Origin of the sequence: Anabaena cylindrica UHCC 0172 (genome assembly GCF_034931625.1) — a bacterium.
Classification (GTDB): domain Bacteria; phylum Cyanobacteriota; class Cyanobacteriia; order Cyanobacteriales; family Nostocaceae; genus Anabaena; species Anabaena cylindrica_A.
In genome coordinates this window covers 43,143-57,447 of record NZ_JAYGGY010000022.1, presented here as the reverse complement: position 1 = coordinate 57,447, position 14,305 = coordinate 43,143, and the positions used below count along the sequence as shown (strand labels likewise).

The 14,305-nt window shown below is 37.7% G+C and carries 13 protein-coding genes; 11 read left to right on the top strand and 2 right to left on the bottom strand.

Annotation, left to right across the window (positions count from 1 at the left end; all coding sequences use genetic code 11):
• Window positions 1–176: 176 nt before the first annotated feature.
• From vap15 to VB713_RS08520, 3 genes are read left to right on the top strand one after another with little or no spacing between them, the layout of a single operon-like run.
• Complete coding sequence (gene vap15 / locus VB713_RS08530) at window positions 177–425, top strand: type II toxin-antitoxin system VapB15 family antitoxin (protein ID WP_323311131.1); 249 nt, start codon at window positions 177–179, stop codon at window positions 423–425.
• A 32-nt stretch (window positions 426–457) separates the two neighbouring features.
• The gene (locus tag VB713_RS08525) at window positions 458–694 is read left to right on the top strand and encodes a UPF0175 family protein (protein ID WP_300006370.1); all 237 of its coding nucleotides are present in this window, start codon (window positions 458–460) and stop codon (window positions 692–694) included.
• A gap of 5 nt (window positions 695–699) precedes the next feature.
• Window positions 700–840 carry a hypothetical protein gene (locus tag VB713_RS08520; RefSeq protein WP_323311130.1) on the top strand — a complete coding sequence of 47 codons (141 nt, stop codon included), beginning with the start codon at window positions 700–702 and terminating at the stop codon, window positions 838–840.
• An 80-nt stretch (window positions 841–920) separates the two neighbouring features.
• On the opposite strand, the gene nifJ is transcribed toward VB713_RS08520, so the two are convergent.
• Window positions 921–4,508, bottom strand: coding sequence for a pyruvate:ferredoxin (flavodoxin) oxidoreductase (gene nifJ, locus VB713_RS08515; protein ID WP_323311129.1), 3,588 nt, complete (start codon window positions 4,506–4,508; stop codon window positions 921–923).
• Between the two features lie 398 nt (window positions 4,509–4,906).
• Here nifJ and VB713_RS08510 point away from each other — a divergent pair, with 398 nt between their 5' ends.
• A complete protein-coding gene (locus tag VB713_RS08510) occupies window positions 4,907–5,824 on the top strand; it encodes an AAA family ATPase (protein ID WP_323311128.1) in 918 nt (305 codons plus the stop codon).
• Window positions 5,825–5,981: 157 nt separating this feature from the next.
• On the opposite strand, the gene VB713_RS08505 is transcribed toward VB713_RS08510, so the two are convergent.
• Window positions 5,982–6,425, bottom strand: coding sequence for a YidH family protein (locus tag VB713_RS08505; RefSeq protein ID WP_323311127.1), 444 nt, complete (start codon window positions 6,423–6,425; stop codon window positions 5,982–5,984).
• Between the two features lie 490 nt (window positions 6,426–6,915).
• On the opposite strand from VB713_RS08505, the gene VB713_RS08500 reads away from it, so the two are divergent.
• The 7 genes from VB713_RS08500 to VB713_RS08470 all read left to right on the top strand — a co-directional run bounded on the left by VB713_RS08500 (window position 6,916) and on the right by VB713_RS08470 (window position 14,074).
• Window positions 6,916–8,583, top strand: a complete 1,668-nt coding sequence (locus tag VB713_RS08500) for a SulP family inorganic anion transporter (RefSeq protein WP_323311126.1) — start codon at window positions 6,916–6,918, stop codon at window positions 8,581–8,583.
• A gap of 387 nt (window positions 8,584–8,970) precedes the next feature.
• Entirely contained in the window at window positions 8,971–9,711 is a 741-nt protein-coding gene (locus tag VB713_RS08495) for a cytochrome c biogenesis protein CcdA (protein WP_323311125.1), read from the top strand.
• Window positions 9,712–9,713: 2 nt separating this feature from the next.
• Window positions 9,714–11,081, top strand: coding sequence for a cytochrome c biogenesis protein (locus tag VB713_RS08490; RefSeq protein WP_323311124.1), 1,368 nt, complete (start codon window positions 9,714–9,716; stop codon window positions 11,079–11,081).
• A gap of 53 nt (window positions 11,082–11,134) precedes the next feature.
• Complete coding sequence (locus VB713_RS08485) at window positions 11,135–11,836, top strand: serine/threonine protein kinase (RefSeq protein WP_323311123.1); 702 nt, start codon at window positions 11,135–11,137, stop codon at window positions 11,834–11,836.
• A gap of 47 nt (window positions 11,837–11,883) precedes the next feature.
• A complete protein-coding gene (locus VB713_RS08480) occupies window positions 11,884–13,332 on the top strand; it encodes an NHLP bacteriocin system secretion protein (protein WP_323311122.1) in 1,449 nt (482 codons plus the stop codon).
• 234 nt (window positions 13,333–13,566) lie between these two features.
• Entirely contained in the window at window positions 13,567–13,755 is a 189-nt protein-coding gene (locus VB713_RS08475; protein WP_323311121.1) for a hypothetical protein, read from the top strand.
• Window positions 13,756–13,852: 97 nt separating this feature from the next.
• Window positions 13,853–14,074, top strand: coding sequence for a hypothetical protein (locus tag VB713_RS08470; protein WP_323311120.1), 222 nt, complete (start codon window positions 13,853–13,855; stop codon window positions 14,072–14,074).
• The last annotated feature ends 231 nt before the right edge of the window (window positions 14,075–14,305 follow it).

Sequence of the window (14,305 nt, the reverse complement as noted above, 5' to 3'; positions counted from 1 at the left end):
CAATCATTTTGAAGCTGAGTATTTGTAGTGATTTTTCAGTAAAGAGTGCGATCGCTCTCCGTAGGCATCATGTATACCTCACAACCAACGAAGATGAGCGATCGCCTTTTACAAGGTAACACCAGTATAATCATAAAAACTGGTGAATAATATATGAGAACAGGAGAATTGACACTATGTTACAAAATACCTATCAACTTCCTTTGACATTTGATCAAATTCTTAGCTTAGTTAAACAATCTAATTCCGAAAAATTATTACTTAGTAAAGAGTTAGAAAAAGAAACATTGAATAATAAATTAACAGAGTTATTAGAAATATTTCAAACTGATGAATTGTCATTAGATGAAATTGCCGAAGAAGTTGAAGTTGTCCGTTCTCAAATTTATAACAGAAAGGATCAAATATCTACCTGTGTGCTATAATTTTTCTAGTCTGTGTGAACGGGAGGATATCAATGAGCTTAGTCATTTCCGAAGATATTGTCCAAGCAAGTGGATTATCAGAAAAAGAATTAGTTTTAGAATTGATTATCTTATTATTTGAAAGAAAAAAGATTAGTATCGGTAAAGCATCCCAACTTGCTAAAATGCCTTTACTACAATTTCAAAATGAATTAGCCATCAGAAACATTAATATTCATTATGATGAAACTGATTTAGACGTTGATTTAAAAAACTTGGGAATTATCTAAAATTTATGATCATAGTTAGCAATACTTCACCTATTACTAATCTATCAGCTATAGGAAAAATCCAATTATTAGAACAACTTTATGGAGAAATTATCATATCATCAGCCGTTTTTCAAGAATTAACGCAATGGGGAGGTTCATTATAATCGTATTTTATCAATTGTTGGAGAATGATAATAAGTAACAGGTAAAAACCAATTACCCATTATCAATTACCCATTACCCATTACCTATTCGCTAAATATTGATACATTTCCCATCTTGCATTAACTTCTGCTTGCGCTTGTTCTAGCAACAACTTCGCAACCTCTGGTTTACTCTTCGTCAACATCTTAAATCGGTTCTCTTGATACATTGATTTTTCCACCGATTCAGAAGGCGCTTTCATATCCAATTGTAGGGGATTTTTTCCCTGTGTTTGTAATGCCGGATTATAGCGATACAATAACCATCTTCCTGCCTCTACTAATGCCTTTTGCTGTTGTAAACCGGTGGTCATATCAATACCGTGAGCAATACAATGACTGTAGGCAATAATTAACGAGGGACCATCAAAAGCTTCCGCTTCTAAAAATGCTTTGAGTGTATGTTCATCTCGCGCACCTAACGCCACACTCGCTACATAAACATTACCATAAGTCATGGCCATTAAACCCAAATCTTTCTTTGGTGCAGGTTTTCCACCAGTCGCATATTTAGCAACAGCGGCTTTAGGAGTTGCTTTGGAAGATTGCCCGCCTGTGTTAGAATAAACTTCTGTATCCATGACTAAGATATTGACGTTTTTACCACTGGCTAAAACATGATCAATTCCACCAAAGTCAATGTCATAAGCCCAACCGTCACCACCAACTATCCACACGCTTTTCTTGACTAAATAATCAGCGAGAGATTTGAGATTTTCAAACGCAGATAAACGCTGATTAACGCGGATATTTTTTGATTCTATCTGCGTGTATCTGTGTGCATCTGCGTTCGTAATTTCTTCTATTTTTTGTTTGAGAATTTTAATTCTTTCTCGTTGTTCCCAAATATCAGCTTCGTCTTTTTGTTCAGCATTGAGAATGTCATTAACTAAATTATCCCCTAATTCACTGCTGAGTTGTTGCACTAATTCCACTGCAAATTGTGCTTGTTTATCGAGGGAGAGACGATAACCAAAACCAAATTCGGCGTTATCTTCAAATAAACTATTGGACCATGCTGGACCCCTTCCGTCTGCGTTTTGACTCCAGGGAGTTGTGGGGAGGTTTCCACCGTAAATGGAAGAACAACCGGTGGCGTTGGCAATGAGTGAGCGATCGCCAAATAATTGTGTTAATAATTTAAGGTAGGGCGTTTCTCCGCACCCAGCACAAGCACCGGAAAACTCAAACAATGGTTCTTGTAATTGCTGCTGACGAATTTGGTTTAACTTCAATTTTGTGCGATCGGGATTTGGTAAACTCAAAAAGAAATCCCAATTTTCCCGTTCCTGTTCCCGCAATGGTAACTGCGGACTCATATTAATCGCCTTGCGGGTGGGTTCTGCTTTATTTTTGGCAGGACAGATACTCACGCAAATTTCGCAGCCTGTACAGTCTTCTGGGGCTATCTGAATGGTAAATTTTTGGTTAGCAAAATCCTTATCTTTGGCGTTAGTTGATTTGAAAGTGATAGGTGCGTTGACTAACTCTCCAGGTTCATAAGCTTTCGCACGAATAGCAGCGTGAGGACATACCATCACACATTTACCACATTGAACGCAGACATCTTCATCCCAAACGGGAATTTCTTCCGCAACATTGCGTTTTTCCCATTTTGCAGTTCCACTAGGGAAAGTTCCGTCAACAGGTAAAGCACTGACAGGCAAATCATCACCTTCCCATACCATGATTTTACCAAGAACATCCTGCACAAATTCGGGTTTGGGAATTGATAATTTATTTTCTCCTTCATTACCTATTACTAATGACCTATTACCTACTTCATGCAAATTTTCTAAGGTGTTGTCTACGGCTTGTAGATTCATATTGACAACTTCTACACCTTTTTTACCGTAGGTTTTTTCTATGGCTTGTTTGATTTTAGCAATTGCTTCTTTTTCTGGTAAAACTCCCGCTAAAGCAAAGAAACACACCTGCATGATAGTGTTAATTCTTCTACCCATGCCGCTATTTTTGGCGACTTGACTAGCGTTAATAGCATACAATTTCAGCTTTTTATCAAGAATTTGCTGTTGAACTCTTGAGGGCAAGTTTTCCCAAACATGATCAGCATCATAAGGACTATTTAACAACACAGTTGCCTCTGGTGCAGCAGCCTTTAAAATATCAATGCTTTCAATAAAGCCCCAATGATGACAACCAATAAAATTAGCTTTGTCTATTAGGTAAGTTGACCGAATTTTTCCAGAACCAAACCGCAGGTGAGAAACTGTCATTGAACCAGATTTTTTGGAATCATAAACAAAGTAACCTTGGGCGTTATTGTCTGTTCCTTCACCGATAATTTTGATAGAATTTTTATTTGCACCAACTGTACCATCTGAACCCAAACCGTAGAACATTGCACGAACCACATTATCTGGTTCTGTAGAGAAATTAGCATCAAAATTCAAAGAGGTGAAAGTTACATCATCATTAATGCCAATGGTAAAATGATTCTTGGGTTTAATTTGAGTCAGATTATCAAAAATACCCTGCACCATTGCCGGAGTAAATTCTTTAGAAGAAAGTCCATATCTACCACCAACTATTTTCGGGAATGTGGTTTTTTTCCAGCCTTCATAAATAGCTGTCACCACATCTAAATATAATGGTTCTCCAGCACTTCCTGCTTCTTTAGTTCTATCAAGAACGGCAATTGATTGGACACTATTAGGTAAAGCCTCTACAAATCTGGCTACATCAAAAGGGCGATAAAGTCTTACTTTTAAAACTCCAACTTTTTCTCCTTGATTATTTAAGTAATCTACCGTTTCATGTACAGTTTCACAACCAGAACCCATAATTACAATTACTCTTTCTGCATCTGGTGCGCCATGATATTCATAGAGTTTGTAATATCTACCTGTGCGTTCTCCGAATTTATCCATGATATTTTGGACAATTTCAGCACAAGCATTGTAATAAGGATTTGCACCTTCACGAGATTGAAAGTAAACATCGGGATTTTGGGCTGTTCCTCGTAATACTGGTTTATCTGGTGTTAAACAGCGTTGACGGTGTGCAGATATTAAAGATTGGGGAATGAAAAATTGTAAATCTTCATCTGATAATAATTCAACTTTCTGTACTTCATGGGATGTTCTAAAACCATCAAAAAAGTGCATAAATGGCACACGCGCTTCTAAAGTTGCCGCATGAGAAATCAATGCAAAATCATGACTTTCCTGTACAGAAGCTGAACACAAAAAAGCGAAACCAGTCGCCCTTGCAGCCATGACATCGCTATGATCACCGAAAATAGATAAAGCGTGTGTAGATAAAGCGCGGGCTGCAACATGAACTACTGCACTTGTTAATTCTCCGGCAATTTTGTATAAATTAGGAATCATTAATAACAACCCTTGAGAAGCGGTGAAAGTTGTACTTAGTGAACCTGTTTGTAATGCACCATGTACCGCAGCAACAGCCCCTCCTTCACTTTGCATTTGGGTAACACTAGGAACAGTACCCCAAAGATTCGGTTTATTTTCTGACATCCAAGCATCAGCCCATTCACCCATTGCCGAAGATGGGGTAATAGGATAAATAGCAATTACTTCGTTTAATTTGTAAGCTACACGCGCAACGGCTTCATTACCATCAATTGTGGCAAAAGATTTGTTCATGATTTTTCTTCCTGTCTCTTCTCTGGTTGTTTAAACTGTATGCAGAGAAACCAAAAATATAAGCATTAGAAATAGCTAAAGTCAGGAAGTTAATTTGTGATATTTTCTACATTTTTATGAATTGTGAATTATAAACTACTAATTATTTTGACTTGTAGCCAATCTTTTACATTTTAGCAGGTGCTAAATATCCTATCTATATCAATATTAATGTTGTACTCAATATTTATCATCTTTGATTTATAAAGGTTTGATGATTATCATGGGGTGGAGGTGCGGGAGGTTTTTTAACGCAGAGATTCGCTGAGGTTATTTGAGAGGGTAGTTGGGAATATTTTAAGTGTTTGAGGTATGATTAAGTTAGCTTTTTCTGCATTTACACTCAAATAATATAAATTATGACTTACCGAGATCATGATATTGAAGCTGAACTACAACGCATGAAGAGAGAGTTAAATATCCCTGAAAGTAAGAAGGTGAATAGTACAGGTAATCATAATTCTAAATCTGAAGGACTAGATCATGTTATCAATAAGCTAAATCATCTTGTGGGAATGGAAAATGTCAAAAATGACATCAACACTTTTATCAATTTTCTCAAAGTTCAGAAAATGCGGCAAGAACAAGGTTTACCTAATATTTCTATTTCTCTACATTCAGTATTTTGTGGACCTCCTGGAACTGGTAAAACGACAGTTGCACGTTTAATGGGTGAAATATACAAAGAATTAGGAATACTTTCCCAAGGACATCTTGTGGAAACTGATAGATCAGGTTTGGTTGCGGGATATGTTGGACAAACAGCTTTAAAAGTAGATGAAGTTGTGAAATCAGCATTAGATGGAGTTTTATTTATTGATGAAGCTTACGCACTAGCACCAGCAGGTTCAGGAAAGGATTTTGGACAAGAAGCGGTAGATACTCTATTAAAAAGAATGGAAGACTATCGAGATAGATTAGTTGTAATTGTTGCTGGTTATAGTGATGAAATGTCGCATTTTATTGATGCTAATCCTGGTTTACAGTCTAGATTTAATAGATATTTTTACTTTGAAGACTATAAACCGAAAGAACTATTAAATATTTTCGAGGGAATATGTAAGCAACAGCATTATAGAATAACCCCAAGAGGTAAAGAAAAACTACTGCAACATTTCACCAAGTTGTATAATGAAAAAAATAAGAATTTTGGTAATGGTAGACTTGTCAGAAATATTTTTGAGAAAACAATTGAAAGACAAGCTAACAGATTGGTGAAAATAAATGAAGTCAACAAAGAAATGATGATGACAATTACTTGGGAAGATATAGCGTAAATAATTCAATAAATAATATAGCAGTAAATTTTAAATTGTAGGGTGCGTCAGACTTGATAGCTTGCGTGACGACGTAGGAGTCATTAAATCCTACAAATAAACAGATTTCTAAAATCTGACGCACCGTCATAATGTGCCAGTTGTGTAAGTCTTGAAATTAACGAATATGAAAAGATTGATTTTGTTTAGGTGCAGTAGACGGACGCTGGGGTATTTGATTTCGTATTAAAAGTAAAGGCAGACTGAGTAAGCCAAAAATCATAACTACTCCTGTCATAATCAAAACTGGTAAACGTTTAGGTCTATAATCACCTTTTTCAATTTGCCAAAAAACTTGATTGTATCTCCATGCTGCTAAAGCAATAGTAAGAATACCAAATACTACTAAAAAAATGCCTAAGTTTTCAGAGTTGATTAATGGGTTTACACTAGGTTCTTGTTGTGTAAAAGCTATGTTAATTTGACGTAAAAATATACCAAATCTAGAAATTGCAAAACCAAAGCCAATTAAGGCAATAGAAGTACGTAACCAAGCTAAAAAAGTTCGCTCATTTGCTTGATGTTCTCGGATACGATCAATATTAGGCAATTTACTGCTCATAAAATTCCTTAATTATCTAATATAGAACAGTGATGTAGGCATAACATAACAATTTATAAGTTGCAATTGTGCCAGCAATTTTCAAAAAAATCACCGATCTATCAATCAGTTAAATAACATAGGTGGTCAAGGAGAGAAAGTATTCAGCGGTGGAATAATTTTGCTATGTTATCAATTTCATGAATAAATCCCCACGAAGAAAGTATAACTATACTGAGAATTTACTAATGTTAGTTTACTGGTGAATCTTAAGTATCTGTGTAAAATTAATGTCGTATTTTTAATGCTGTATACTTGATTGGATAAGACACAGAGGCAAATGAGATGTGCAGAATAATTTTGCTTTCCTATTTATAGATGTTAAGCTATCTGCGGGACTTTAAAAGTAGATGAAATTTTTTGAACTTGATATTTTTTCCTATATTTAAAAAATCAATCTACTATCTCTGCATCAATTTACAAATTGTGTACAAGAGTTTAATTGAACAATATGACACAATCTAAAACCATTCAAGAACCGCATATTTTCCAGATTAGTCGTTTGTTTAGTAACCTGCGTGGTGATTTAACAGGAGGACTGACAGCGGCTGTGGTAGCTTTGCCTTTGGCATTAGCCTTTGCAGTAGCAAGCGGTGTGGAACCAAAGGCGGGTGTATATACTGCTATTGTTGCGGGTATTATAGCGGCAATCTTTGGGGGATCACCAGTACAAATTACAGGCCCTACGGGTGCAATGGCCGTCATCTTGGTGGGAATTGTCGCCAAGTACGGTATTGAGAAGGTTTGGATTGCTGGGGTAATGGCTGGAGTTATTCAGGTTGCTTTAGGGGTGACTAAACTCGGACAGCTAGTGAAATTTATACCCTATCCGGTGACAGCAGGGTTCACTAATGGTATCGCGGTCATTATTTTTTGTGGTCAGCTAAATAATTTCTTTGGTTTAAAACTACCCCGCAGTGACCATTTTTTGCCAGGAATTTGGCAAACTGCGAGTCATATAGAAGCGGTAAATTGGGCTGCGGTGGGGTTAGTAGTGGTAGCGATCGCAGGAAATGTACTCTGGCCTAAAATTAATAATACAATACCAGGCTCTTTGGTGGGGTTAGTGTTGGCAACTGGTATCGCCAGTTATTTTCATCTGGATGTGCCGAAAATTGGGGCTATTCCCCAGTCTTTGCCAATGTTACAAACTATTCCCCACTGGAATGATTTGAGTCTGATTCGTGAACTCATTAATCCCGCTTTAGCTTTAGCGGCTTTAGGGAGTATTGAATCATTGTTGTCGGCTGTGGTGGCTGATGGCATGACCGTGAGTGAGAAACATAATAGCGATCGCGAATTAATTGGTCAAGGCTTGGCCAACATCATTGTCCCATTCTTTGGTGGTATTCCCGCTACAGGTGCGATCGCTAGAACAGCTGTCAATGTCCGTTCTGGTGGCAAAACCCGACTCTCTGGGGTAATTCATGGCGTGGCCTTAGCCATCATCATCTTAACTTTAGCACCCCTAGCTGCACAGATTCCCCTAGCTGCACTAGCGGGCATTCTCATGGTAGTTAGCTTGCGAATGATAGAGTGGGAAGCCATCAGCTTACTATTTCGTGCCACCTACTCTGACTTTGCTATCATGATTCTCACCTGGTTGGTAACAATCTTGTTTGACCTAGTTCTCGCAGTAGAAATCGGTTTAATTGCCGCTGGTGCTTTGTTCATCAAACGCATGAGTGATTTAAGCCTAGCCAAAATTCCCGAAACCGAAGTTTTCCCCCCCGGTATTCCCCTCGAATTAGGTAAAGAAATCGCCGTTTATCGCGTAGATGGCCCTGTATTTTTTGGTGCTGCGGAAAGATTTGTTACTTTCCTCCGGGAACAACCAGAAGTAAAATATTTGATTCTACGGTTACGGTTTGTGCCAAATATGGACACCACTGGATTAGTAGCCCTAGAAGATATTTACCAAGACTTAAAACGCCACAATTGCCGTTTGATTCTCACCGGTTTACAACCCCAAGTCCAACAGCTATTACAACGGTCAGGATTATTAGCAAAAATAGGTTTATCAAACTGTTTTGAAACAACTACAGACGCTATTTGTTCCCTTAGCCCTGAAGTTAAAAAATGTCTTCAACCTATAGCGATGAATTCTGATTCTATATAATTTATGTCATTAAACAAAAGCAGGTGAAATGCCTGCTTTACTAGTAGTCTGTCAAAGATATTTTGACGGATAAAGAAGAAACGAACCGCGAAGGACGCAAAGAGCGCGAAGGAAGAAGGAAGATTTTTTTATTCGTCAATTAGTTCTTGACAGACTACTAGTACAGAACAGCGTAAATAAACCAACTATTCTAAATCTCTGAAAAACTTACGCTGTATTCGTTTTGACTTTTGACTTCACGGCGGTACTAGCCCTTTTTCGTCATTTTCGGCAATGCGTAACTCCTAAACCTTTATTTAACAAGGTTTTTTGAGAACCACTTATCCCACCTCACAACCCAAAATAAGCTAAAATGCAAGCAGAGCAAGCATTCCCACACACATAACCATGGTAGAAACTCTGCAAACTCGAATTTACGAACTTGAACAATTTGCCAACACCCTTGTTGCTAACCAACTCACCCACCTCAGCGTCGTAAGTATTGGCATCATCTTTGCTGCTGGCTTGCTTACCAGCCTTACACCTTGTATGCTATCCATGTTACCGATTACCATCGGCTATATCGGTGGTTATGAAGCCAAAAACCGTTTACAAGCCGCCGTACAATCTACTTGGTTTGCTTTGGGATTAGCAACCACATTAGCAGGGATGGGAATCATAGCAGGTTTAGTTGGAAAAGTCTACGGTCAAGTGGGAATTGGTTTACCAATTATTGTCAGCATTATTGCTATTATTATGGGGCTGAATTTATTAGAAGCCCTACCTCTACAATTTCCATCTTTGAAGGAAACAAATTGGATTTCCCAAGATTTACCACCCGGAGTCCGTTCCTACTCCATTGGTTTAACATTTGGGTTAGTCGCTTCACCTTGTAGCACACCTGTTTTAGCTAGTTTATTAGGCTGGGTTGCTAATACCCAAGATTTAATTTTAGGTGCTGTTTTATTACTTTCTTACACAGCCGGATATGTAGCCCCATTAATTTTAGCAGGTACATTTACTGCATCAATTAAAAAACTATTAGAATTGCGTCGCTGGTCTGGTTGGATTAATCCTATCAGCGGTGCATTATTAGTAGGATTTGGTGTGTTTTCTTTACTTTCTCGCATCCCCATTGGTAGTTTATAGGTATGACTTTAGATAATACAACATCCACAGAACTAAGTTGGTGGTTAATACCTGGAAGATTTCTCCGGCGTGAAATTTTGCCTGTATTAACTGACTTACGTTTAGCAATTATCCTGTTATTAGTAATTGCCGTATTTAGCATTAGTGGTACTGTAATTGAACAGGGACAGTTGCCAGCATTTTATCAATCTAATTACCCAGAACATCCAGCTTTATTTGGTTTTTTATCTTGGAAAGTAATTCAAGTTGTAGGGTTAGATCATGTATATCGAACTTGGTGGTTTTTAGCTTTATTAGTTTTATTTGGAACAAGTTTAACCGCTTGCACTTTTACCCGGCAATTACCAGCCTTAAAAGCTGCACAACGCTGGAAATATTACGAAGAACCTAGACAATTTAAAAAATTAGCTTTGAGTGCAGAATTAGATACCAGTTCTTTGCAGTCACTCACGCCAATATTACAGGAAAAACGCTATCGGATATTTCAGGAAAAAGATGATCTTCTCTACGCCCGTAAAGGTATAGTCGGTCGCATAGGGCCAATTATTGTCCATATTGGCATCGTCGCTATCCTCCTAGGGGGAATTTGGGGTGCAATGACAGGTTTTATGGCTCAAGAAATGATTTCTAGTGGTGAAACTTTTCAAGTCAAAAATCTAATTGATGCTGGCCCTTGGTCATCTCAAGATGTGTTAAAAGATTGGTCTGTGCGTGTTAATCGTTTTTGGATTGATTACACTCCTACAGGAGGAATTGACCAATTTTATTCTGATCTATCTGTGTTGAATAATGAAGGTAAAGAAGTTGACCATGAGAAGATTTTTGTTAACCAACCTCTGCGTTATCATGGCGTAGTTTTTTATCAAACTGATTGGGGAATTTCTAGCGTCCATGTGAGATTAAATAAAAGTCCAATCTTTCAATTACCAATGGCGCAATTAGACACCAAAGGTAGAGGTAGACTTTGGGGAACTTGGATTCCCACTAAACCTGATTTAAGTGAAGGTGTATCTCTGCTGGCGAAAGATTTGCAAGGTATGGTATTAATCTATGATGCTCAAGGTAAGTTAATTAATACTGTTCGTGCAGGAATGTCTATTCCTGTGAATGGAATCAATTTGAAAATCCTTGATGTTGTTGGTAGTACAGGGTTACAAATTAAATTTGATCCTGGTATTCCCATTGTTTATGCAGGGTTTGCTTTGCTGATGTTGGGTGTAGTGATGAGTTATTTTTCCCATTCCCAAGTTTGGGCTTTACAAAAAGGCGATATGCTCTATGTAGGTGGTAAGACTAACCGCGCTCAAGTTGCTTTTGAAAGAGAGGTTTTAGGGATTTTAGATCAACTGACTAACCCAGTAAAAAAATAACTTTTTCTTCATCATTGGGGCATAATAGCAATTGAGTGGTGTATTTTATTCCTATGAATAAATCCAATATTCAGTCACTGATTGCAAGTATTCACCAAGAACTGATCCCACAGTTAATTGTGGAAAGTGTCCATCCTCACAACCCAGCACAAGTACGCCATATTCCCCCACCTTGGCAACTACTAGGTACAGGAAACTACGCAGCAGTGGTTTATCATCCCGAATACCCGAACTTGGTGGTTAAAATTTATGCACCCGGTCGTCCTGGGTTTGAGGAGGAACTAGAAGTTTACAGTCGTCTTGGTTCCCACCCGGCTTTTTCTGAGTGTTTTTATGCTCAAGAAGGTTTTTTAGTCTTAAAAAGATTATATGGTGTTACCCTTTATGACTGTCTTCACAAAGGTTTGCGTATTCCTCCCCAGGTAATCAGAGATATTGATAGTGCTTTAGACTATGCGCTGACTCGTGGACTTTACCCACATGATGTTCATGGTAAAAATGTGATGATGTCTGAGGGGAGAGGTTTAGTTGTTGATATTTCTGATTTTCTGCACCAGGAACACTGCTCAAAATGGGATAATTTGAAAAAGGCTTATTATTTTCTATATTTACCTATTTTATATCCTTTGCGGTTACGAGTACCTTATTCACTTTTAAATATGGTTCGCAAAACCTACCGTTTAGTAAATTCTTTTGCAGCTAATGTATTTAAATTTATTGACAAATTACTTCGTCAAAAATCACTCAAAAATTAATGGGGATATTTTTTTAAATGCAATTTTTGTGATTCTTAACTCCTGCCATGTTGGATAGAAAAGAACACATATTCCGAAAAAAATCATTAGAACGGTTATCTTCCCCAGAACAGCTAGACCGGGTTGTGCAGGTCGTCAAACCACAAGACTGGCTACCATTAGGTATGTTAGGGCTTTTGGTGAGTTTGGGTTTGCTCTGGAGTGTGTTGGGAAGGCTACCCATGACGGTAACAGGTCAGGGTGTACTGATTAATCCCCGGCGAATTCTGCAATTTCAATCACCAATTTCTGGGCAGTTAAAATCTCTGAATATTCGAGATGGACAATGTGTAAAAAAAGATGAAGTGTTAGCATCAGTTGATCCATCAGAAGAACGGCAACAACTCCAACAGCGACAGGGCAAATTAACTCAGTTGCGACAACAAAATTTAGAAACTCGTTTGGTGAGAATACAAAGGACGAGTTTGGAAAAAGATGCGATCGCATCTCAACGTGCTAGTTTACAGCAACAATTACAAAATTCTCAATCTCTCACACCTATATTGCAAAAACAAGGGTTGGTTGCAATTCAACAACAGCGGACTAGCTTACAGCAACAATTGCGTGATTCTCAACAATTAGCACCAATTTTCGCCACAAGACTGCAAAATCGACAACAGCTAATCCAAGTTGGAGCTATTTCTCAAGATACCTTGCTGCAAGCAGAACAAGAATATCGTCAATCCTTGCAATCTATCACCAATATTCAATCACAATTGCAACAGTTACAACTCCAAGAAGTAGAAACTCAGCAAAAACATCTCAATAATCTCAATGAAATTACTAAATTTCAAGCGGAATTAGAAGAATTAGCAACTCGCAATAAACGACTAGAACAAGATAATTTAGAAAATACTCAAACTAGAGATAAAGAACTTCAAGATGTGCAACGAGAAATTGCTCAATTAGAACAAAGAGTTGCTGATAATAGTCAAATTAAAAGTCCACAAACAGGCTGTATTGTGGAAATAACTGCTGCTGCTGGGCAGGTGGTTGAACCTGGAACCCGTTTAGGAACGATGCAAATGACAGATCAAAAAAATGAGGGTTTAGAATCTGGTGTGGTTTATTTTGCAGTTGCAGATGGTAAACAAATTCAACCGGGAATGAAGATTTTAGTCACACCAGATACTATTAAACGGGAAAGATTTGGCAGTATTGTTGGTGAAGTGGTTGCTGTTTCTCCATTACCAATTACACGAGAAGGAGCAACTTCTGTAGTTGGTAATTCAGAAGTAGTTAATAAGTTAATTGGATCTGAAGGTAGCAAAATTGAAATCATGGCTAAGTTGAATCTTAACCCCTCAACTGTTAGTGGTTATCAATGGTCATCTTCCAATGGTCCGAATACTAAATTAACATTGGGGACAACAGTTACAGCTAAAGTCACGGTAGAAGAAACAGCACCAATCACCTTTTTACTCCCAATTTTAAGAGAGTGGAGTGGAATTAATTGAAGTCTTTAACTTTCTACAGTAGTAAACTTAATTATTTCGGAAAATTAATGAATTTAGCAGTTTGATTAGCCTCTATCTAAATTTCTATAATCTATATATAGCAAATGTTTTAAAGACTATTTTTTCGGATTATTACTAAAATTTTCAGTCTTTTCCGAAAACAGCATTCTCGTATTTGAATATAAACACAAGAATGAAAGATATTCATTCCGCAACAATTAAGGAACCAAAACTATGAAACTACAAAAAACCAAAAAGACAAGCAAACTAGAGCAAGCATCTGCATTGTTAAATCCAATCGACGATTTACATGAAGTTGTAGGTGGTGTCATCACTTGCACACGCGATACGTCGGTAGCAGGACAAACTACTACTACTTGCACTGACGGAGCTTGGAAAAGTAGTCTAACTGTCTACAAATAGTGTAATTGCTTACTTTTCCGAAGATAACATCTTCGTATTTGAAGACAAGCACAGGAATGAGAGATGTTCATTCTGCAACAACTTAGGAACCAAAACTATGAAGCTACAAAAAACCAAAAAGACAAGCAAACTAGAGCAAGCGTCTACATTGTTAAATCAAATCAATGACAGCAATCTTCAACAAGTTTCTGGTGGCTCCGGTATAAATGAATACCCATTTGGCGTGCCAGCTGGTTCACCTGGTGGTCCTTGGACTTACTCATGGGGTCCTGATGGAATGGAAGCGCCACGTCTACAACGTCATGACAACTTAAATTAGACTAGGGACTATTATCATTTCTTCTTTTCACAGTGATTCCAACTCTAACACATGAGCAATACAGTCTTTTATCAAGATTTATTGCCTGAATAAGTAATTAGCCGCAGAGCATTCCGAAAGGTCAAAATACCTTTTCTACGTCCTGTGGCATTTCCTCTGGTTGTACGTTTACGTAGGACTTTTGCGCGATAATTTCTCTGCCTGAGACAGCAAGATTTTTGATACTATCGA